The sequence below is a fragment of the Candidatus Defluviilinea proxima genome (assembly GCA_016721115.1).
GTDB lineage: Bacteria > Chloroflexota > Anaerolineae > Anaerolineales > Villigracilaceae > Defluviilinea > Defluviilinea proxima.
In genome coordinates, this window is record JADKIW010000001.1 from 4917249 (window position 1) to 4936706 (window position 19458).

22 protein-coding genes and 3 tRNA genes are annotated in these 19458 nt (G+C 48.6%); 5 read left to right on the forward strand and 20 right to left on the reverse strand.

What is annotated here, in order from left to right; translation table 11 throughout:
* Positions 1 to 26: 26 nt before the first annotated feature.
* The 3 genes from IPP66_22920 to IPP66_22930 form a co-directional block, all read right to left on the reverse strand.
* Positions 27 to 99, reverse strand: a tRNA-Thr gene (locus IPP66_22920).
* Positions 100 to 129: 30 nt separating this feature from the next.
* Positions 130 to 212, reverse strand: a tRNA-Tyr gene (locus IPP66_22925).
* A gap of 48 nt (positions 213 to 260) precedes the next feature.
* Positions 261 to 333 (reverse strand) — tRNA-Thr (locus IPP66_22930).
* A 215-nt stretch (positions 334 to 548) separates the two neighbouring features.
* On the opposite strand from IPP66_22930, the gene IPP66_22935 reads away from it, so the two are divergent.
* Together IPP66_22935 and IPP66_22940 are read left to right on the forward strand one after the other, a co-directional pair.
* Positions 549 to 1340: a hypothetical protein gene (locus IPP66_22935; GenBank protein MBK9928133.1), complete on the forward strand. Its 792-nt coding sequence runs from the start codon at positions 549 to 551 to the stop codon at positions 1338 to 1340.
* Between the two features lie 12 nt (positions 1341 to 1352).
* Positions 1353 to 1580 (forward strand): hypothetical protein, encoded by a 228-nt coding sequence (locus IPP66_22940; protein ID MBK9928134.1) that lies wholly within the window; start codon positions 1353 to 1355, stop codon positions 1578 to 1580.
* A gap of 85 nt (positions 1581 to 1665) precedes the next feature.
* Here the strand turns inward: IPP66_22940 and acpS are convergent, their stop codons facing one another.
* From acpS to IPP66_22960, 4 genes are read right to left on the reverse strand one after another with little or no spacing between them, the layout of a single operon-like run.
* The gene (acpS, locus tag IPP66_22945; protein ID MBK9928135.1) at positions 1666 to 2028 is read right to left on the reverse strand and encodes a holo-ACP synthase; all 363 of its coding nucleotides are present in this window, start codon (positions 2026 to 2028) and stop codon (positions 1666 to 1668) included.
* Between the two features lie 2 nt (positions 2029 to 2030).
* The gene (locus IPP66_22950; GenBank protein MBK9928136.1) at positions 2031 to 3302 is read right to left on the reverse strand and encodes an insulinase family protein; all 1272 of its coding nucleotides are present in this window, start codon (positions 3300 to 3302) and stop codon (positions 2031 to 2033) included.
* Positions 3295 to 4581, reverse strand: a complete 1287-nt coding sequence (locus IPP66_22955) for an insulinase family protein (protein ID MBK9928137.1) — start codon at positions 4579 to 4581, stop codon at positions 3295 to 3297. Before IPP66_22955 ends, IPP66_22950 begins: the two co-directional genes overlap by 8 nt.
* Before the next feature lie 14 nt (positions 4582 to 4595).
* The gene (locus IPP66_22960; GenBank protein ID MBK9928138.1) at positions 4596 to 5414 is read right to left on the reverse strand and encodes a hypothetical protein; all 819 of its coding nucleotides are present in this window, start codon (positions 5412 to 5414) and stop codon (positions 4596 to 4598) included.
* Between the two features lie 279 nt (positions 5415 to 5693).
* Between IPP66_22960 and IPP66_22965 the strand changes: the two genes are divergently transcribed.
* Both IPP66_22965 and IPP66_22970 read left to right on the forward strand, forming a co-directional pair.
* The gene (locus tag IPP66_22965) at positions 5694 to 7004 is read left to right on the forward strand and encodes an FAD-dependent oxidoreductase (GenBank protein ID MBK9928139.1); all 1311 of its coding nucleotides are present in this window, start codon (positions 5694 to 5696) and stop codon (positions 7002 to 7004) included.
* Between the two features lie 148 nt (positions 7005 to 7152).
* Positions 7153 to 8826, forward strand: coding sequence for a PD40 domain-containing protein (locus tag IPP66_22970; protein MBK9928140.1), 1674 nt, complete (start codon positions 7153 to 7155; stop codon positions 8824 to 8826).
* A gap of 2 nt (positions 8827 to 8828) precedes the next feature.
* Here IPP66_22970 and IPP66_22975 read toward each other — a convergent pair whose 3' ends face one another.
* The gene (locus IPP66_22975) at positions 8829 to 9965 is read right to left on the reverse strand and encodes a CoA transferase (protein ID MBK9928141.1); all 1137 of its coding nucleotides are present in this window, start codon (positions 9963 to 9965) and stop codon (positions 8829 to 8831) included.
* Positions 9966 to 9975: 10 nt separating this feature from the next.
* Between IPP66_22975 and IPP66_22980 the strand changes: the two genes are divergently transcribed.
* Positions 9976 to 10722: a nitronate monooxygenase gene (locus tag IPP66_22980; protein MBK9928142.1), complete on the forward strand. Its 747-nt coding sequence runs from the start codon at positions 9976 to 9978 to the stop codon at positions 10720 to 10722.
* On the opposite strand, the gene IPP66_22985 is transcribed toward IPP66_22980, so the two are convergent.
* The 12 genes from IPP66_22985 to IPP66_23040 form a co-directional block, all read right to left on the reverse strand.
* Positions 10688 to 11107, reverse strand: a complete 420-nt coding sequence (locus IPP66_22985; protein ID MBK9928143.1) for a VOC family protein — start codon at positions 11105 to 11107, stop codon at positions 10688 to 10690. The genes IPP66_22980 and IPP66_22985 overlap by 35 nt on opposite strands.
* 20 nt (positions 11108 to 11127) lie before the next feature.
* Positions 11128 to 11631 (reverse strand): nitroreductase family deazaflavin-dependent oxidoreductase, encoded by a 504-nt coding sequence (locus tag IPP66_22990; GenBank protein ID MBK9928144.1) that lies wholly within the window; start codon positions 11629 to 11631, stop codon positions 11128 to 11130.
* Entirely contained in the window at positions 11616 to 12053 is a 438-nt protein-coding gene (locus IPP66_22995; GenBank protein MBK9928145.1) for a D-tyrosyl-tRNA(Tyr) deacylase, read from the reverse strand. The genes IPP66_22990 and IPP66_22995 overlap by 16 nt, the downstream gene beginning before the upstream one ends.
* Before the next feature lie 93 nt (positions 12054 to 12146).
* Positions 12147 to 13133, reverse strand: a complete 987-nt coding sequence (gene trpS, locus IPP66_23000) for a tryptophan--tRNA ligase (GenBank protein ID MBK9928146.1) — start codon at positions 13131 to 13133, stop codon at positions 12147 to 12149.
* A gap of 108 nt (positions 13134 to 13241) precedes the next feature.
* Positions 13242 to 13430, reverse strand: a complete 189-nt coding sequence (locus IPP66_23005) for an Rdx family protein (protein ID MBK9928147.1) — start codon at positions 13428 to 13430, stop codon at positions 13242 to 13244.
* 115 nt (positions 13431 to 13545) lie between these two features.
* On the reverse strand, positions 13546 to 14292 hold the full coding sequence (locus IPP66_23010; protein MBK9928148.1) for an ATP-binding cassette domain-containing protein: 747 nt from the start codon (positions 14290 to 14292) through the stop codon (positions 13546 to 13548).
* Positions 14292 to 14945: an ABC transporter permease gene (locus tag IPP66_23015; protein ID MBK9928149.1), complete on the reverse strand. Its 654-nt coding sequence runs from the start codon at positions 14943 to 14945 to the stop codon at positions 14292 to 14294. Before IPP66_23015 ends, IPP66_23010 begins: the two co-directional genes overlap by 1 nt.
* A 66-nt stretch (positions 14946 to 15011) precedes the next feature.
* Positions 15012 to 15830: a molybdate ABC transporter permease subunit gene (modB, locus tag IPP66_23020; GenBank protein MBK9928150.1), complete on the reverse strand. Its 819-nt coding sequence runs from the start codon at positions 15828 to 15830 to the stop codon at positions 15012 to 15014.
* Positions 15831 to 15884: 54 nt separating this feature from the next.
* Entirely contained in the window at positions 15885 to 16751 is an 867-nt protein-coding gene (gene modA / locus IPP66_23025) for a molybdate ABC transporter substrate-binding protein (protein ID MBK9928151.1), read from the reverse strand.
* Positions 16748 to 17305 (reverse strand): PadR family transcriptional regulator, encoded by a 558-nt coding sequence (locus tag IPP66_23030; protein ID MBK9928152.1) that lies wholly within the window; start codon positions 17303 to 17305, stop codon positions 16748 to 16750. The genes modA and IPP66_23030 overlap by 4 nt, the downstream gene beginning before the upstream one ends.
* A 111-nt stretch (positions 17306 to 17416) precedes the next feature.
* Positions 17417 to 18367, reverse strand: coding sequence for a substrate-binding domain-containing protein (locus IPP66_23035; GenBank protein MBK9928153.1), 951 nt, complete (start codon positions 18365 to 18367; stop codon positions 17417 to 17419).
* A 9-nt stretch (positions 18368 to 18376) separates the two neighbouring features.
* On the reverse strand, positions 18377 to 19351 hold the full coding sequence (locus IPP66_23040) for a helix-turn-helix domain-containing protein (protein MBK9928154.1): 975 nt from the start codon (positions 19349 to 19351) through the stop codon (positions 18377 to 18379).
* Between the last annotated feature and the right edge of the window lie 107 nt (positions 19352 to 19458).

The following is a 19458-nucleotide window of genomic DNA, read 5'->3' on the forward strand; positions in this document are numbered from 1 at the left end:
GACACAGATCTTTTTTTCAGCAACTGAGCCCTCAATGAGATTCGAACCCATGACCTCACCCTTACCAAGGGTGTGCTCTGCCGACTGAGCTATGAGGGCTTGAAATGCTGACCGGAAATTTTCCGGTAGTGGGCAGTGAAGGATTCGAACCTCCGAAGTCTTCTGACAACTGATTTACAGTCAGTCCCCTTTGGCCACTTGGGTAACTGCCCATGATGAATTTTGATCGATCACCGATGTAACTTACTCGGCAACCACAGAGCCGACGACGAGAATCGAACTCGTAACCTTCCGCTTACAAGGCGGATGCTCTGCCGATTGAGCTACGTCGGCAGACCCAATTAAGCAGAGCGATTATACCAAAGCAGTACTTAATGGGGAAGTGAAACAGCAATTAAATTGCTCCCGCCAGAGGGAGCGGGTCGTAGTTTAGCAGGTTTCACTTTGATAGTCAAGCATGATAAATCAATTGCAAAGATGTAAACGCCCTCTTGACATTGATTGTATTAAGTTGTATATTTAGAACAGATGTTCTAAATGAGGAATTAATGACTGACGATGATGATCGCTTCGCCTTAATGATGGAAACATATGCGGAACTCAAGTCTGAAATGGGGACAACGCGTCAGACTAAGCCGATACCTGCCCAGCCAACCTTGGGCCAGGTGCTCGCTGACTTTGGCCCCATGCCCGATGAGGCTCTCTTCCTCGGTGTTGCGATGGATGAATTGCCGGTTCTGTTGAACTTACACGATCCAATCCCTGGCCCCCTACTCATTGTCAGTGACCCTGGAACTGGTAAGACCGCTCTTCTGCAAGCGATTGCTCATGCGGCAGGGACAATGCATCAGCCAGAGACTCTGCAATTCGGAGCAGTGACCAGCCATCCCGATGAATGGAGCGGGTTTGAAAAAATTCCAAATAATGTTGGAGTATTTTCTATCCACAATCGAGCGTCTGAAGATTTTATTTTGTCACTGGCATCGTGGGCACATGGAAATAAATCAAGCAAGCAATCGGTTTTGCTTCTACTAGATGATTTGGAAGCCGCAACCAAAATGGATGCGGACGCGTTGCAGAATCTGCGCTGGCTACTCTTGCGCGGACCATCGCGCCGAGTGTGGCCTATCATTACATTGAGTTCTCAACATCTTGGAAGTATGTCGCAATGGCTTGATGCCTTTCGCACATTGATTCTGGGAAATGTTCAAAACATCCATCACATTCGCAAATTGGACGCTGGGCAAGCAGACTTGAGATCACTCAACCCCGGCTCTGAGTTTGCACTACGTGAAGGCAATCAATGGCTTCGTTTTTGGGTACCGACTTTAGATGAATGATCGGAGGTAATTATGCACACCGGGATGTTATGGTTTGACGATACACAAACAACTTTGGATATCAAAATCCAAAAAGCTGTGGATTACTATCACAAAAAATACGGACGTATCCCAGACTTGTGTCTGGTTCATCCGAATATGTTGAAAGATGGACAGCCAAAAGATGAAAAGATCACAGTTCGCCCCTATCGACCGGTTTTACCGGGTCACATTTGGGTCGGCGTGGAAGACAAGAACTAAATATTGTTTCTGGCAAAACGGACACGAGTCGAGTCCTGTCCTTTGCAAACCATCCCGTGGAACTGGCCCCCGGGATGGTTTCGTTTTAACCAAGCGCTACAGCCACCGCCACAGAATGACTCTGGCTATGACTGATGCTGACAGACCAGGTTGTTAACCCAAGTTCCTTCGCTTTCTTCTCCGCCTCCCCACTTAAGTTCAACACCGGCGCATGTTGTTCATCGCCGAGAATCTCGATCTCTTTCCATGTCACATCACCGATGCCGCTACCCAATGCCTTGGCAACAGCTTCCTTCGCGGCGAAGCGCCCCGCCAAAGACTCAGCACGCTTACCGCAATACTCTATTTCAGCTGACGTATAAACCCGTTCGAGATAGTGTCTGCCATGACGCTGGACCACTTCCTCAATACGGGAGATTTCGATCAGATCAACACCAGTCCGCAAGATCATTATGGGCCTGCCACAGCGATCGCCAACTTATCGGGATCAATGAATTTGCGTGCAGTGTTCAACACATCTTCACACGTCACTTCATTCACCAAGTCGGCATAGCGAAGGTAATAATCCATACCAAGGTTATGACGCTCAATATTGAGCAACGCACCCGCCACACCGCCGTTCGACTCGAGTGAAAGCGGCAAACGCCCCACATAGTTTGCCTTACTGTCGGCAAGTTCGTCCTTAGTTACACCTTCTTGCACGAAACGCTTCAATTCATCTATGATCAAGCCGGTGGCTTTGCTCACATTCTTGGGGCTGACGCCCGCACTCACTTCCCACGAGCCCGGGCCAATGCCTGCATTCAAACTTGAATATGCATAATACGCCAGCCCTGATTTCTCGCGAACCACATCGCCGATGCGCCCCATCATGCCGAACTGCCCCAACACATTATTCCCCAACGAGGCAGGCATAAAGTCAGCATCTCTGCGTCTTGGGCCATTCGTCCCAATTACAAGATCGGATTGAGACTTACCAGCGATCTTGTGATGCTTGCTGATCGTCTTCTTAATCGGTTTCACATCAGGAAGTTCAAGCGCCTCTTTCTGACCTTTGACCTGCCACCCACCCAACGCGCGTTTGACTTGTCTGACGGCTTCTTCTGCCTCCACTGCACCGACAACAGCGATCACCATCCCACGCGGACCGAAATGCTCGCGATGGAATTTCACCAGATCATCGCGCGTGATTCGTTTGACAGTCTCCGGTGTTCCATCTTCCGGGCGGCTGTAGGGATGATCTTTGTACAAGATCTTATCGAAAGTTGCCGAAGCCATGTCTGAAGTATCTTCTGCACTGATCGCAAGACCTGTGAGAAGTTGCGTACGCAGTTTCTCCACTTCGACTTTCGGGAAGGATGGCTGGGTCAACGTCTCAGAGAGCAAATTGAGAAGCAAAGGTAAATCTTCTACAAGTGACCGTCCACTAAAACCTGACTTGTGAACGCCGGTGCTGAATCCCAACCCTGCTCCAGCTGATTCAAGGATGTTGTAAATCTCATCGAAGCTATGTTTCTTTGTGCCACGCATCAACGAAGATGTTACAAAGTCAGCAAGGCCAAGTTTTTCGTCTGCATCGAACAAGGCACCCGCATCGAAATAACCGCTAATGACAACTGACGGACTGTTGAAGTTTGAACGTGTGACAACGGTGATGCCATTGGGCAACACTTCACGATAAATATCGTTAGGACTGGGCAGAGCAGAATGTTGTTTAGCCATGGTTACCATCCAATAGGATGTAAGTCCCTACGACACGGCTTTGAGGGGCAAAATATTCATTCGCCACGCGCTGAACATCTTTGACTGTGACAGCCGACAATTTATCGAGATAAGTTTCAAACCATTTATAGTTCGCGAACATTTCAGCGTAACCCATCCAGAATGCCTGATTGGTGATGTTCTCACTTCCATAGGCAAATATGGCTCGCGCTTGTTTGATCGCACGTGCGATCTCTGCCTTGGTTACTTTTTCTTGTTTGATCTTTTCGAGTTCCTTGTCCAACGCGGCGAGCGCTTCTTCGGGTTTGCGCTTGGGGTGGATGGTCATCGTGATTGAATATAGGAATGGGTCAATCGTCGCTTGTGCCCCACCGTGGACGCCGACAGCATATTCCTTGTCAACAAGCGCACGGTAAAGGCGGGACGTCTTGTTCGAGATGCCACCACTGAACATATTGAGGTTGCTTGGGCCAGCGAGTAAACTGTCGAGCACAGCTAGTGGGAAAAAGTCTGGGTGAGATGCGGCCGGGAAACGGTAGCAGGCCTGAACGTAGGATGTTGAGCCGGGGCCTTCCACTGAAAGTCGCAACTCCCCTTTTTGCGGAAGTTCATGGCGTGCCAACCGGGCCGGTTCACGTCCCATTGGGATCGGTTCGAAGAGTTCTTTGATGCGCGCCAACATGGACTTGGTATCGAAATCACCAGCTACCGCCATCACTGCGTTATTGGGAACATAGAAGGCGCGATAATGATCGTAAAGATCATCGCGGGTCATGCTGTGGAGGTCGGCCATATCGCCGATAACCTCGTGATGATAAGGATGAATGCGAAACGCGGCGTGCTGGGTTGCTTCGCCGAGTTGAAAGAGAGGTTCGTTTTCACTGCCTTCGCGCTCAGAAATAATGACAGTGCGCTCGGACGTGACTTCTTCTTCTTTGAATTGGCTGTTGACCATGCGATCGGCTTCGAGGCGCAGGGCAAGGTCAATTTTGTCGGCGGGCATGGTCTCGTAGTAAGCCGTCCAATCGAGATAGGTCATGGCATTCCATGAGCCACCCTCACGAGAAATAGACTTATCGAGGATGTTCGCAGGGAATTGCTCCGTCCCTTTAAATTGCATATGTTCGACCCAATGCGAAACGCCGGTGCGACCCGGCACTTCATCGCGTGAGCCGACGCGATACCACAGCCATGATGAAATGATCGGCGCAGTATGGATCTCTTTCAGAAAGACTTTCAGACCATTGGATAATGTTTCTACGGTTAAAGATTTTTTCATGAAGTGGTAGTTTCCTAAGGAGTTACGGGAAAGATCGGAGCGGCAGTGGCACACACATTAACGCCATCCACAACGGTATTTGGCTGAAGGAGACAATAATACGGTTCGACCACTTTTTGTAAACCTACGAATGGGTCATGTAATTCTGTCGCTTTGAGCGGAATATCAACTGGCACATCGAACACAACAGGCACTTGCTGGTCAACTGGCACAACAAGATTTTGGATCGTGACCGGTAAAACGGTGCCCGCCGGAAGTACGATATTGGCACGCGCATTATTGATATTCAAACCACCGGTGTTGACGGTGACCAATGCGCCGGTAATCACAACATCCTTACTCAAAGTTACATCCGTGGGGCCGCTCACGCTCAGACTAAAACGCACTGGGATCGTTTGATTAATAGGGATGGTCGTTTTGATGCTGGCCGCATCCATTTTTACAAAGTTATTGTAGAGACCGCCCAATAAACCGTTGGCTTGTCCCTGCGCGAAAGAAAGCGCCGCTTTGGTGCCACCTAACAGTTGCAAGGCAATCACAAGTGCGATCACCACACCAATGTTGACAAGCATCGAGATCACGCTGGCAATCGTCCAGAAAGTGGGCAGGAATTTATTTTTGAAGTACCCTGTTTCGGTTGTTGTCTCTTGTTGCTTGGGTTTAGCTTCCGCTTTAGGTTTTGTAACCTTGGGCTTTGTAGAAAAAAGCGGCTTTTTGGGTTCACTTGACTTGGGAGCAGACGCAGGCTTCTCTGCCCTCTTCGGTTCGGTATTGTTTGCGCCGCGCGGCAAACGTGATAATGGAGATTCATCTCCAGTCAGGAGTTTTTTCATTCTACTGGGTTCATTTTGATTCGAGTCAGACAATGACATACGACCTCCTCCAACAGATAGTTAATCGTAACATATAGTCTAAGAATTGGAAGTTGTGAATTTCCATAATTACTAAAGCAAGACAATAAATCAGCTTGAAATGCTCTTTTGTTTTATCTATAATGAGGCCAAGATATACGTCAACACATGTTTCCTCCTTCTTGTAGTGGTCAAACATTGAGACTATAATCTGACAGTTTTTATCGAAAATCATTTGCCGTATTTTTAAGGAGGCTTTTTGTGACCAGTCAATACTTCGTCGCCGTTGTAGGTGCAGGACCCACAGGATTGTTCGGCGCACGCGAACTAGCCAATCAAGGTGTACGCGTTGCGTTGTTCAACCGCGATCTCAAACCCGGCGGCCTCGCAGAATATGGGATCTACCCCAACAAACACACCATGAAGAGTGGCCTGCGGAAACAGTTCCGCCAGGTGCTTGATCTTCCGAACATTGATTACTACGGGAACGTCACCATCGGTGAACAAGGTGATTTGAGTCTCGACGATCTACGTGCACTAGGCTTTCAAGCGATCCTTACCACAGCAGGAGCTCAAGGCACCAAATGGCTTGGCTTGCCGGGCGAAGACCTCGATGGTGTCTATCACGCCAAAGATGTTGTTTACTCCTACAACAAACTCCCCCCCTACAGTCAGAAGCCATTCCACTTTGGAAAACGTTGTGCAGTGATCGGCGCTGGCAACGTGATGCTCGATATCACACACTACCTCGCTCGCGAACTAAAAGTGGACGAAGTCATCGCCATTGTACGACGTGGGCCCGCCGAAGTGAAATTCGATAAAAAGGAAATGGAATACGTCATCGCCAATCTTGATCTATCGGCGTTGGACTCTGAGATCGAGCGCGTGACTCCCATCATGCAGGCGCTTCATCAGGACCCGGCAGTTGCCCGGGCCTCGATTGTGGAAGCTCTCCCGAAAGCCTTGCCCAAAGTCTCTGATACAAAATTCCGTTTCGAATTCCTTGCCTCGCCGGTGCAAATGCTCGGAGAAAATGGCAAACTAACTCATCTAGAGATCGAAGATAACATCCTCGTAGAAAAGGACGGGGACACAAAAGCCAAAGGGACCGGGAACAAGCGTCGGCTTGAGGTAGAGACGGTGGTCTTCGCCATCGGCGATAAAGTGGACGAGTCATTCGGTCTGCCGACAGCATCGAACGAGTTCGTCAAATCCCAAACGCCACGCTTCCCCATTGACGATATCTCATATGAATCCATGTTTGAAGATGTCTTTGTGGGAGGCTGGTCGCGCAAGGCCAGCTCGGGGTTGGTTGGTTATGCCCGCAAAGATGGCACGAACGCATCCAAAGCGGTGATGCAATATCTGCAAACCAAACAACCCATCGAAACGAACCCGGGGGCGGTCGCAACAAAGGTCAAAGGCTTGGGCAAACCGATCGTCTTGAAAGACGACGTCAAAAAGCTCGAAGCCGCCGAAATCGCCGAAGCCCAAAAACGCGGACTCGAAGCCTTCAAGTTCGACAGCAACGAAACCATGTTGCAAGCGATGGGGTTAGTGGAAACAGCGTAATTCAACTCAACCCGACAACCTCCCCATGTATTGGGGAGGTTTTTAATTCCAAGGGTAGTTACTAAAGTCACTTGTCTACGAATTTAATTTGTCTATAATAAATTGGTGATCTAAAAGGATACTAACCTTTTCAAGGAAAGGGGTCAACATGAAAACTTATTTCAGAACGAACATTGTCATTGCCTTATGTCTGCTGATCATTGCATGCAGACAGGTGTCGCAAGTCACACCGTCGGCCGTTCAACCTACAGAAACAAAAACTCCGTTTCCAACCACCACATCCATCCCGAGTGCAACTGCCACAGTTCTATCTACACCCAGACCCTATGTTTTCCCTACTTTGATTCCAACCATTGATCCCGCTATATTACCTGAACTTCTTGGTAATACCTTTTCAGTCCAAGCACTTGACGTAAATGGGTATAGCACACAACGCATCACAGGTTGGGAGCATGGTTTTGGAACTAGTATTTGGTACAACTACTGCCCCAAATATATTTGGCTTGATGAAAATCATATTCTTCTTTATCCCGGGGCAGGACAAGAACCCGGTCCGGAGGGGATTTGGGGATTTACTAATGTGGTTCCTCAACCTGTCGTCCTTAACTTGAAAAGTAGAACCATGTGGTTACCATCTGTAAACACATCGTCAGGATCAACTTGTAACGACGTATATTGGTCACCTGAGCTAAATATCCTCATCGTCTCTGGTACTTATAAAAATGAACCCGCAGTATTCACATACTCTGTTGACGGAACCAAAATCTCTATTTACCAGGGAAAATTAGGAGGGGTGTCGCCGAGAAAGACAAAATTACTGCTAGATAACAATATCATCGTAGATTTGCTAACCAACACGAAAATCGACCTGAATTGGGATTTGGAAGATTATAACGAACCAATACTTTCAAGACCCTTCTGGACATCAGATGAAACACGCATATATCGGTGTTGCTATTTCTATGCAGATCTTGTGAAAGGAACAAGTCATCGTTTTCAAAGATCTGATTTTCAAGATGCCAATGGAAACCATTTAGATGATGGAGGATTGTGGTTCCACCAAGGTGAATGGGTACAAGATAACACACACTTTTTAGTGCACTGGCTGGCGGTGGACGATGGTCCAGTGAGAGATCAACCGCTGTTTGACCCGGCTACCAAGCTCTTTTATGATCTGTGGGAGGAGGCAGGAATCTCACCAGATTTGACATGGCGGTATAACAAGGTTTCACCTGATAAGAGCCACGTATGGATCATAGGCTTCGAAGAAAGTTATCTTGTAAACCTCACCACCTTCGAAAAACAACATTTTACACACTCAAATCCATACTCATATATAGACATGGAGTGGTCGACAGACAGTAGATTTACATGGTTTGAAATATACGATTCGGACACCAAATCTACAGAAGCCAAAATCTTTTCAATCACCGATATGGAATTACACCCTTTGCCTATTGCCCCACCAAATGAGGCAGAGTTTTTGTGGCATCCAAATGAAAACTTAATTGTGTATCCTGCCAGGGATAAAAATGCACTTATCTTCTGGAATGCTAAAACAATGTCATCCCGGGAGCTATCATTCAAGGATCAAGACTCACAATACAAAATCACCAACCTTGCCTGGAACCCAGACGGGGACAAACTTATTTTTATCACTGAGAATCACATTCTATGGCAAATAGATTACCCTGCATTGGAAAATCTGGAACAAATAATAGCTTCGGCAGGTACTATAAGCAGTGCACTATGGTCACCCGACGGTAAATCCATTGCATTTGTCAGCGATTCGGACATTTACATTGTTGACACCACAAAGTAAATCTACCCAAACAACTCCCTCAACACATCCTCCGTATGCTCCCCCAACCTCGGTGGCGGGGATTTATACTCAACAGGCGTATCGCTGAATTTGAGTGGCGAGCCAACGAGGGACAAATCTCCAATGGTGGGATGCTCCATGTGGACAAGCATCTCCCTCGTCTCTACTTGCGGCGTGGAGAAGGCTTGCTCAAGGTTATTGATCGCTCCACAAGGGAATTCGTCTCTGATCAGGGAAAGCCATTCGTTCACAGTCTTTGTTGCAAATATAGGTTTGAGGAGAAGAATCAACTCGTCTCTGTTTTGTACGCGGGCAGAGTTTGTCGCAAAGCGGGCATCACTTACCAATTCATCTTTACCAATCACATCACACATCTTCGCAAACTGTTTGTCATTTCCTACTGCGATGACAAACCAACCGTCACTGGCTTGAAAACTCTGATATGGGACAATGTTCGCGTGTGCGTTACCATATCGCTTGGGCAGGTTGCCTGAGATCAGATAATTGCTTGCGACATTGGCAAGCATACTCAATTGCGAATCGAACAAGGAAATGTCGAGGTGTTGTCCTTTGCCAGTTTGGGTTCGTACCTGTAACGCGGCGAGGATGGCAATGACCGCGTTCTGCCCGGCGAACAAATCCGCTACCGCCACGCCGACTTTCATCGGTTCGCCATCGGGTTCGCCGGTGATGCTCATTAGTCCGCCCATGGCTTGGATCATGAAGTCGTAACCGGGCTTGTCGCGCAACGGTCCCGTTTGCCCGAAGCCGCTGATCGAGCAATAGATGAGATTCGGATTGAGAGCAGAAGCAGACTCAAAGTCCAGAGAGAAGCGGGCGAGGGAGCCAGGACGAAAGTTCTCGACCAGAACGTCGCTTTGGGCGATGAGTCGGCTCAAGATGTCGCGTCCCTCCGCCGTTTTGAAATCCACAACAATACTGCGCTTATTGCGATTGACGCACAGGTAATACGCGCTCTCCCCCTCCGCAAACGGCGGCCCCCACGCACGCGTTTCATCACCATCGGGCGATTCAACTTTTATAACATCGGCACCAAGATCGCCGAGAACCATCGTACAATAGGGGCCAGCGAGCACGCGACTGAGATCAAGCACACGAATTCCATGTAACGATTGCATAGTTCTCCTTATGAAACGTGACCTTTATTTTAGCAAACCAATTATGAACGCGGCGGGATCTTTGGGATTCACGCCCGACTTCCGAACGTTGGGAGACTTCGTGACGAACCCGTTCTCCCTGCGCCCGCGCCTGCCTACGTCCCAACCAGCCGTGATCGAATACCCAGGCGGATTCCTGCTACACACGGGTTTGCCGAATCCTGGATTGAAAGCGGGCTTGAAAAAATATGCCGCCAAATGGACTCGTTCTGATTTGCCTGTCATCGTCCATCTCATGGCTGACCGCCCCGAAGAGACTCAGAACATGGTGCGCATGTTGGAGGAGATTGAGAACGTGATGGCGGTGGAACTCGGCTTCGCTCCCCTGCTGGCAGATGACATTTTGATGCTCACGCTTGAAATGTGTTTGGGTGAGATACCGTTGATCTTTTCATTGCCTGTTGAGCAAGTGTTGAGTTTGGGTCCGCGCTTGGTACAGGATGGAGCACAAGCGATCAGCATTGCCGCACCAAGAGGTGCATTGATGACGGATCACTTGGTCACAGGCAGAATCGCTGGACCATCTTTGTTTCCCCAAGCATTGGACACAGTCAACAATGCTGTCAAACTTGGCATCCCCATCATCGGCTCAGGCGGCGTGTGGACAAAAGAAAACGCCGACGCGATGCTCTCGGTCGGCGCATTGGCGGTGCAGGTGGATGCTGCGTTATGGAATCCCGCTTTTAGCTTTGATTCTCCTTCGGCTGAAACAAAGTGATCTGCATTCCATCGGGGTCTTGAAGGCGGACATTGTAGTCGCCCCAGGGAGTCATGACGGGAGGATGCACAAGCGTGGCGCCATTTGCGATTAAACGTTCCATTGCGGATTGCAGATCAGGCACTTGAAGCGCAAAACGGATTTGTCCACTGACTCGCTTTTCCACTTCCAACTGGTCAATGAGTTCAGCCTGCGGTTCATCGAAAATCTCAAGCGTGGCATTACCCATATCCAGAACCAGCGCCTGACCATCGCCATTGTTCCAGATCGCGGCAGGCTCGATCCCCAATCCATCACAATAGAATTTCACCAATCGCTGGTAATCGCTGGTCGTAACGGCAACACGCAATTCAACGACAGGCTGATTTGAGTTTTGGGTAGACATGGCTCCATCCTTTTTAAAGACTATTCCTTTGGCTCCAACAACATCACGGGGATGTGACGATGTGATGCAAATTTTTTGTATCGTTCGTACCCCGCATAAATTGAAACAGCTAACTGCCAATATTTTTCGTACTCGGCTCCGTCAACTTCTCGTGCCGCGTACACTAGCGTCTTACCTTTATATTCGACCTCACACTCAGGATGCGCCTTAAGATTGTAATACCAGCCGGGATTATGCTCACGCCCAAAGCTGGATGCGATCAAAATGATCTTCTTACCATCCATGCTTGCGATCAAGGGCATGGTTCGCTTTTGTCCCGATTTTGCGCCGGTGGTTGTGATCTGAATGATCGGCCAGCCTGCAAGTTCAGCAAATGTGTATTTCCCGCCCGTCAACTTGAGAAGAAAGAAATCCATTCGATGCATTCTTGTAGAAAAGAAAGCGTTCACCGGGCGGATCGAAACGATCTGGTGAAGCAGTTTCTGCAAGATATTCGGCTTGCCTCGTCTCATTTCTCCAGCCATATCGTCACCGGCCCATCGTTATGGATTTCCACTTCCATATGTGCACCAAATTTCCCCGTCTGTGTTGGGACGCCATGCCCGCGCAGGAGTTCAACAAATCGATTTACCAATGGTTCAGCAACCTCGGGCAATGCGGCATCAGTGAAAGAGGGACGGCGTCCCTTGCGGGCATCGGCATAAAGAGTGAATTGCGAAACGACAATCGCTTCGCCTTTCACATCCAACACGGACAGATTCGTTTTGCCTTGCTCATCTTCAAAGATACGCAGGTTAGCAGTCTTCTCCGCAAGAAACGTCACCTGCTCTTCCCCGTCACCGTGACCGATACCCAATAGAATCAACAGACCCTTTCCGATACTGGAAATGGTCTGCTTTTCTACTGTTACACTGGCTTTGGAAACTCGTTGGATTAAGACACGCATTCTTTCACCACAAAGGACACAAAGGTCACGAAGGAATTTTTGCAAAGGGCTTACACTCTTTGTGTCCGTCGTGTCCTTTGTGGTTAATGGTTTTTACGGCAACTGCATCGCTTCGCGCACTTCAACCATTGTCTGTTGTGCAATGACGCGGGCGCGTTTGCCGCCGTCGTTCAAAATATCGTTCACATAATCAGGCTTGGACGCGAGTTCAGAACGTTTGGCGCGGAACGGTTCAAGATTCTTGTTCAGGTTCGCAGCGAAACGTTTCTTACAATCCACGCATCCGATGCCAGCCACGCGGCATTCCTTGTTGATCATGTCCACTTCTTCAGCGGGTGAAAAGATCTTATGCATCGAGAAGACGTTACAAATATCGGGGTTACCGGGGTCTGTGCGTCTCAAGCGCGCGGGGTCGGTAACCATATCCTTGACGCGGGCGGCAGTCTCTTCTGCGGTTGATGCGAGTTCGATATGATTGTTCAAACTCTTGCCCATCTTGGCTTTACCGTCAATACCAAGAACCTTCTTGATCTCCGTATGTTTGACTTGCGGTTCGATCAAAGCCTTGGTGTTATAGCGATAATTGAAGGAACGTACGATCTCACGCGTAAACTCCAAATGAGGGGCCTGATCGATACCCACAGGAACAACGTCAGTTTTATATAAAACAATATCGGCTGCCATCAACACGGGATACCCAACAAGACCATAGTTAACATTCTCTGGATGTTGAGCAACCTTCTCTTTGAAGGTAGGCAGATCGGTCAATTTACCTAGTGATGTGACCATCGAAAGATACGTATGCAACTCCATCACTTCAGGAACGTGTGACTGGATGAAGAGAATCGTTTCTTCAGGGCGAATCCCTGCCGCCAGCCAGTCAATCGCCATCTCGAAAGTATTTTGTTTTAAATCCTGCGTTGTCTCAACCGTTGTCAACGCATGGACATCTACAATACAGTACACACAATCATAGTCCGCTTGCAAAGCAACATAATTCGAGATCGCGCCCAGATAGTTCCCCAAATGCTGACGACCTGTCGGTCGAGCCCCTGAAAATACACGTCCTTTTTTAGCCATTCATAACCTCTTAGATTTTTGTCATTGCGAGGAGGGCATTAGCCCGACGAAGCAATCTCTAATATAAATAAGGAATTACCTCTCCCTATCGCTCGCAATAACGGAATATTATTCTCCAACGATCTTCCTCACCAAGCCCAACACTTCCCCAGACTCAGCGTGTCTTTTCAACTGCGACTTCGAAAAGATCAAATCTCCATTCACAGTCACTTCAAAACGTCCACCATCCGATGGCACAAGCGTGATCGTCTCAATCACATGCTCATAGTTCTTCAACAACTCATCCATCAGGCTCACGGCCCGACCGGTGTAATGTCAGACCGCGCAGTAAACGATCTCGATTTTCAGCATAATGCCTCCGAAGTTTCGAGATTATAACCGAGACCTCCGAGTTCTTAAAGAACTCGGAGGTCTATACTAACTCTTCTAAAAACGCCCGCACGGTCTCATCTGCAGGATACTCCTTGATCTCTCGTACCGTCCCGACCTGCCGCAACATCCCGTCCACGACCACTGCAATACGATGGCTTAACTTCGCCGCCTCATTCAAATTATGCGTGACAAAGACTGCCGTGCGATGATCCTCCGCCAATATTGCGATCAGATCATCCTGTAGCTTTGCGCGCGTGGGCGGATCAAGCGCCGCAAACGGCTCATCGAGCAACAATAGTTCAGGTTCCAGTACAAAAGCTCTCGCGAGACTGACTCTCTGCGCCTCTCCCCCTGACAGTTGGCTGGCTCTGCGTTGCGAAAGCGACTCTATCCCCATAGCCTTGATCCACCTACCCACCCGCTCTTGAATCTCTTCTTTCGAGACACCCCGAAACCTCAACCCCAACGCAACATTCTGCTCCACAGACATATCCATCAACAATGGAGCCTGAAACACAAACGATATTTTCCTTCTATATTCTAGGTCGTTCCAGTGTGTGACAGACTTACCATCAAATTGAATATCACCTCGCGTAGGCTTAAGTAAATGAGCCAATGCCAGCAAAAGGGTACTCTTCCCCGCACCGTTCGGGCCAACAACGGTCAGTGTTTCGCCGCGTTGAATCGAAAGCTGATTTACATCAAGAACCATACGCCCATTGCGTTGGATCTGAAGGTTCTCAATTTCGATGAAACTATTCATCATTCCGCCTTCACTCTTCATCATTATTTTCTCTGCCCCCGCTGTTGGATCAAGGTCAGCGCAAGATTGATGAGGTATGTTATGACCAATAACAAAGCGCTTAACGCTAAGGCTTTATCGAACTCACCTTTACCTGTCTCAAGGACAATCGCAGTAGTCAAAACACGCGTCTGCCCACGGATGTTACCTCCCACCATCATAGAAGCACCGACCTCGGAAATCACAGAACCGAAACCTGCCATCAACGCAGCCAACAGTGGAAGTCGAGCTTCCCGCCACAGGTACCAGACCATTTGTCCGCGTGAGGCGCCGAGGCCAAGTAACTGTTGTTGTAAACGTGGATCCAAAGCTTCGAGCGCAGCGGCAGTCAATCCAGTGACAACCGGTGCAGAGATAACCGTCTGCGCGATAATGATCGCCCAAGGGGTATAGATCAAACGCAAATCCCCCAACGGACCGCTTCGCCAAAGCATCATCGCCACCACGAGCCCGACCACTACGGGAGGCAAAGCCATGCCAGTATTGATGATGCTCAATATCAAAGAACGCCCACGAAAGTTACCGAGCGCCAACCAAGTGCCAAATGGCAAACCGATCAACAAGCTGATGCCTGTCGCAATCGCTGAGACTTGTAATGAGAGTGAGGTGATTTGCCAGACTTCAGGGTCGAAGAGCATGGTTGTCCTTGAATACTGCTTCTGATTATACAAGGCAAGAGTATCAAGGCATGGTTGAATATGACGTTAATCCTGGTCGCGTTTTTCCAATCGTTTAGTAAGCAGGAGTAGGGAAACTGAAACGAGTATCAAGACTACGGATAACGCCAAAGCCGTTTCAAGGTTACGTTCAAAACCGAGATAAATCGCCATGGGCATTGTTTGTGTAACCCCTTCCAAATTCCCAGCGAATAGGATCGTTGCCCCAAACTCCCCCAACGCCCGAGTCCAGGTAAGGATCGCACCGCTAAGCAATGCTCGTCCTGCCAAAGGGAACATGACTTCGTAAAACAATTGCCATTGATTCGCCCCCTCCACATGTGCGGCTTCTTCGAGTTGCTTTTCGATTTCCGAGAAGCCCACGCGGGCAGACCTCACATATAGTGGTGCCGCCACAAAAATCTGCGCGAGGACAACCGCTGTCGTAGTAAAAGGAAGGCTAATCCCCAAAACGCTTAATGCCGAACCAAATAGCCCTCTGCGCCCGAACGCAATCAATAAAGCCAACCCCGCAACAGATGGCGGTAGAACAATCGGCAGATCGATGAACAATTCAAGCCACAATTTAAATCTAAATTTCGAACGTGCCAATGTGTACGCAAAAGGCGTACCGAGTATGATCGTGATAACGGTTGTGATCGAGCTTGTCATCAAGCTCAAACGCAGAGCCTTGAAAGCCTGTTCTGAAAATGCATTCGAAAAAAAGTTCTCGTCGAATGAACGCACAAAAACAGCAACCAAGGGAAGGACAAATAGCGCTAGTAATATGAAACTTGGAATAATGAACAGCCAGCTTAAATGACCGTCATGAAGGGATCTGCTGAAAAGATGTTTGAGTCTGCTCATACGATTAAAAAGTCGCGGGAGGTTTGCTCCCGCGACTTATCTTTCTAGATACGTCTATCGAGCGGGGGCAAATCCCCATTTTTGCAGAACAGCCTGGCCATCAGGTGAAAGGACATATTCGATGAAGGCTGTCGCAAGATCCGTGTTGGTAGATTTCATCAAGGGAGCGATGGGATATTTAGCAACCACATTCAACTCTGCAGGGATTTCAATGGGCTTCAACTCAGGGGCTGCGACTGCATCCGAAGTATACACGATGCCCGCATCCACTTCTCCGAGCTGGACTTTGGCGACCACTTGCTTGACATTATCTTCATTCGAAACAACATTCGCCAACACCTTATCCTTGAAATCGCTTCCGAACTGACCATTCATTGCATCCAGTGATTGACGCGCGTACTTGCCGACAGGTACTTCCTCTGCCGCCAAAACGAGTTTGATGCCCGGCTTGGCAAGGTCTTCGAGTTGCTCTAACGCGGCAGGATTATCTGCTGGCAGAATGACTACGAGTTTATTGTTGAGGAAAATTTGCGATGCATCCTGAGCAACAAATGTGCTTGTGATCAAATTCTCCATTTCTGTTTTGTTGGCAGAAGCAAAAACATCCGCAGGCGCACCTTCCTCGATCTGGGTACGCAAGGCCTGTGAACCTGCAAAGTTAAAGGTCACAGTCACGCCGGGATTGGCGACTTCGAAATTTTTGCCAATCTCCGTGAACGCACTGGTAAGGGATGCGGCGGCGAAAACTGTCAGGGTACGTGATTCAGGCGTCACCGTAGAAGGAATCGCAGTTGGTGCGAGGGACAGAGCCTCAGTTGCAGGAGGCTGTGTCAGAACCGCAGTCGGCGTGGCGGCTGGTGCACATCCTGCTATAAACACAGCAAATACAAATAATAGGGATAGTAAACGTTTCATCTTCATCTCCTTGAAATGCGGAATTGAGTCCTGATCTCAGCCATCCAGTTTTGGATAAGCCGCATCTGCTGAAGGCGAAGGTCAAGGCTTAAATGATTAAAGGTTTGTTCAGGGGGTAGATTTTCGAGCAGACTTTCGAGACGCTCAATGACCGATTCGATCTCGGCCAATTGTGCATTGTAGATCAGTGAGATATTTTCAGGTCTATGGAGTTGAGTGAAATACAGGCGCGTGAGGAACTCAAGGCGGATGGCACGAGAATTCGTGGCAAGCCCCAACTCAAGCCATTCAAAAAAACGCTGGCGTCCCTGCGCAGTGATACGCAACTTCTGGCGTGCAGGAAGTTTTTCCTGTTCAACGATTTGGGAAGTAATATCGCCACGTTGTTCCAACCGTTTCAAGATGGCATACGCCTGACTCTGACTTAGATGCCAGACGTGACCCAACTCAATAGTAAGTTGTTGATGCAGTTCATAGCCATGACTCGCACCTGCGATCAGGAATCCAAGCAATGCAAATTCTGGAGAGAGGTTACCGGTATGATGATCTTTTTTAGGCATATATACTCACTGAGTGAGTATATATGCCTTTCAACGATCTGACAAGGTGAATTATTATCTTATTTCCCCATAAACAAAACAGGCGGTTGTTGCAACCGCCTGTTCGTAAAACTATAAGCCCAAGTCTGCATCGGTCTTATCGGCATCAGGGATAAAGAGTTGTTGTCCGTATGTATCGACGCCAAATTTGCCAATGACATCCTGTGTGGATAGTTCGGTCATGAATTTGTAAAATGCTATAGCGCCATCGTAATTGATCTTTGGCCATTTGTCATTATTGACCGTGATGACATGATATACGTTCAACAACGAGTTATCGCCTTCCATTAAAATTTCAAGTTGCAGGTTGGCCTTGTTGGCAAGGAAAGTCGCACGGTCTGTCAAAGTATAGCCAGCCTTCTCAGAAGCGATCGTCAACGATGCCCCCATGCCCTGACCCGTTTCAAGATACCAGGCAGGTTTTGTAGTAGCGGGGTCAAGCTCAGCCTTCTTCCATAAGCCAAGCTCCTTTGTACTGGTGCCTGATTTATCAGCACGCGCAATGAAAATTGTCTCAGCGGTTGCAATTGCTTTGAATGCATCGACAGTCGAAAGGCCTTTGATCTTGGCAGGATCAGCCGACGGCCCAACGATGATAAAGTCGTTGTGCATGACAAGCGTACGATCCTTGCCCCAACCATCGGTCATGAATTGCTTTTCAGCAGACGGCGAATGGACCAACAACACATCGGCGTTGCCTTCCTGCCCCATCTGCATGGCTTGCCCTGAACCCACCGCCACAGTCTGGACCGTATAGCCTGTCTCTTTTTCAAAAAGCGGAATCAACACATCGAGCAATCCCGAGTCTTGTGTGGATGTTGTCGTTGCAAGGATCAATGTGGGGTTGGCGGGTACCGGCGGTGCAGGAACAGACGTATCAGTTGGAATGGCCGTTGGCGCTTCTGTTGGAGCTACAGTTGTAGGTGGTTCCGTTGGCACTGGTGTAGCGGCAGGTGCACAGGCACCAACAGTCAACATAAAAACGATCAACAAACTAAATAACAAAGACAAACGATTTCTCATTCTTTTCTCCTACAATGAAATTTGCTCTCCGCTGTGCGCAGTGTTATACCCCGTCAACACTGCAAGCGAGTTACGGAAGGTTGATGTCTGCAAATAATCAAGAACTGGTGTGAGAATACTTTCATTCACACGCGGCAAAACGAGATCATAGCGTTCTTCAAATAACGGAATAAACTCAAGACCATTCTGATGCGCGGCGGCTTGGAGACCAAGCGCTGCATCCGCTTTATTCGCAACGATCAAATCAGCCGCTTCGGTGTGTGTTTTCACTTCCTTATCATAGCCGTTGATATTTTCAGCTGGGATTTTGAGTCTGCGGATTTCAGCATCAAACCATAGACGAGTCCCTGACCCCGCATTACGGTTCACAAATCGAACATTCGGCTTGGCCACGTCCGAGATTCTTTTTATGCCCTTTGGGTTTCCTCCTGCCAACATCAACCCCTGTGTGCGATGCGCCAACGTGACAATTTCCACATCACGATCTGGGAACAAATGACGGACGAATGGCGTGTTGTACTCCCCCGTTACATCCAACAGATGTGAGCCGCTGATCTGGCAAAGTCCCTGACGGAGATTGACAAGTCCATCGAGCGAGCCGACAGGCATACTCAACAAAGTGACATGCTTCTCAAGATGTTCTGCGATGCCTTCCAACGCAAGGTCATGACTGCCTGAGAAAATGACGGCAGGCTTTTTTGTTTTAGGGAGAATAACTTCCTGTAAGAACAACGCATCTGCTTTGGCGCGATAGAATTTTTCAGTCACCTTGCCCGTCTGGCGAACCTCACTGACTTCGACCAACCCAGCGGATTCAAGCGTCAGAATATGATGACGTATCCACGCGGGAGACTGCTTCAAGGTCCGTGCGAGATGCGTGAGCGTGGCGGGAGAAGCCATCAACAGACGGAGAATGTCCATGCGGCGGGAGTCTGCCAACAGCTTGATCTTGTCAAACGATGAAATAGATTCTATCTTTTTCATTTCGATTAAGTTTTTCCTTATCAGAGAGTCTACGATTTATGGAGATAAATGTCAAGTAATTTTTATTTGACATCACCCCCACGCCATGATATAAACCCCAAACAACT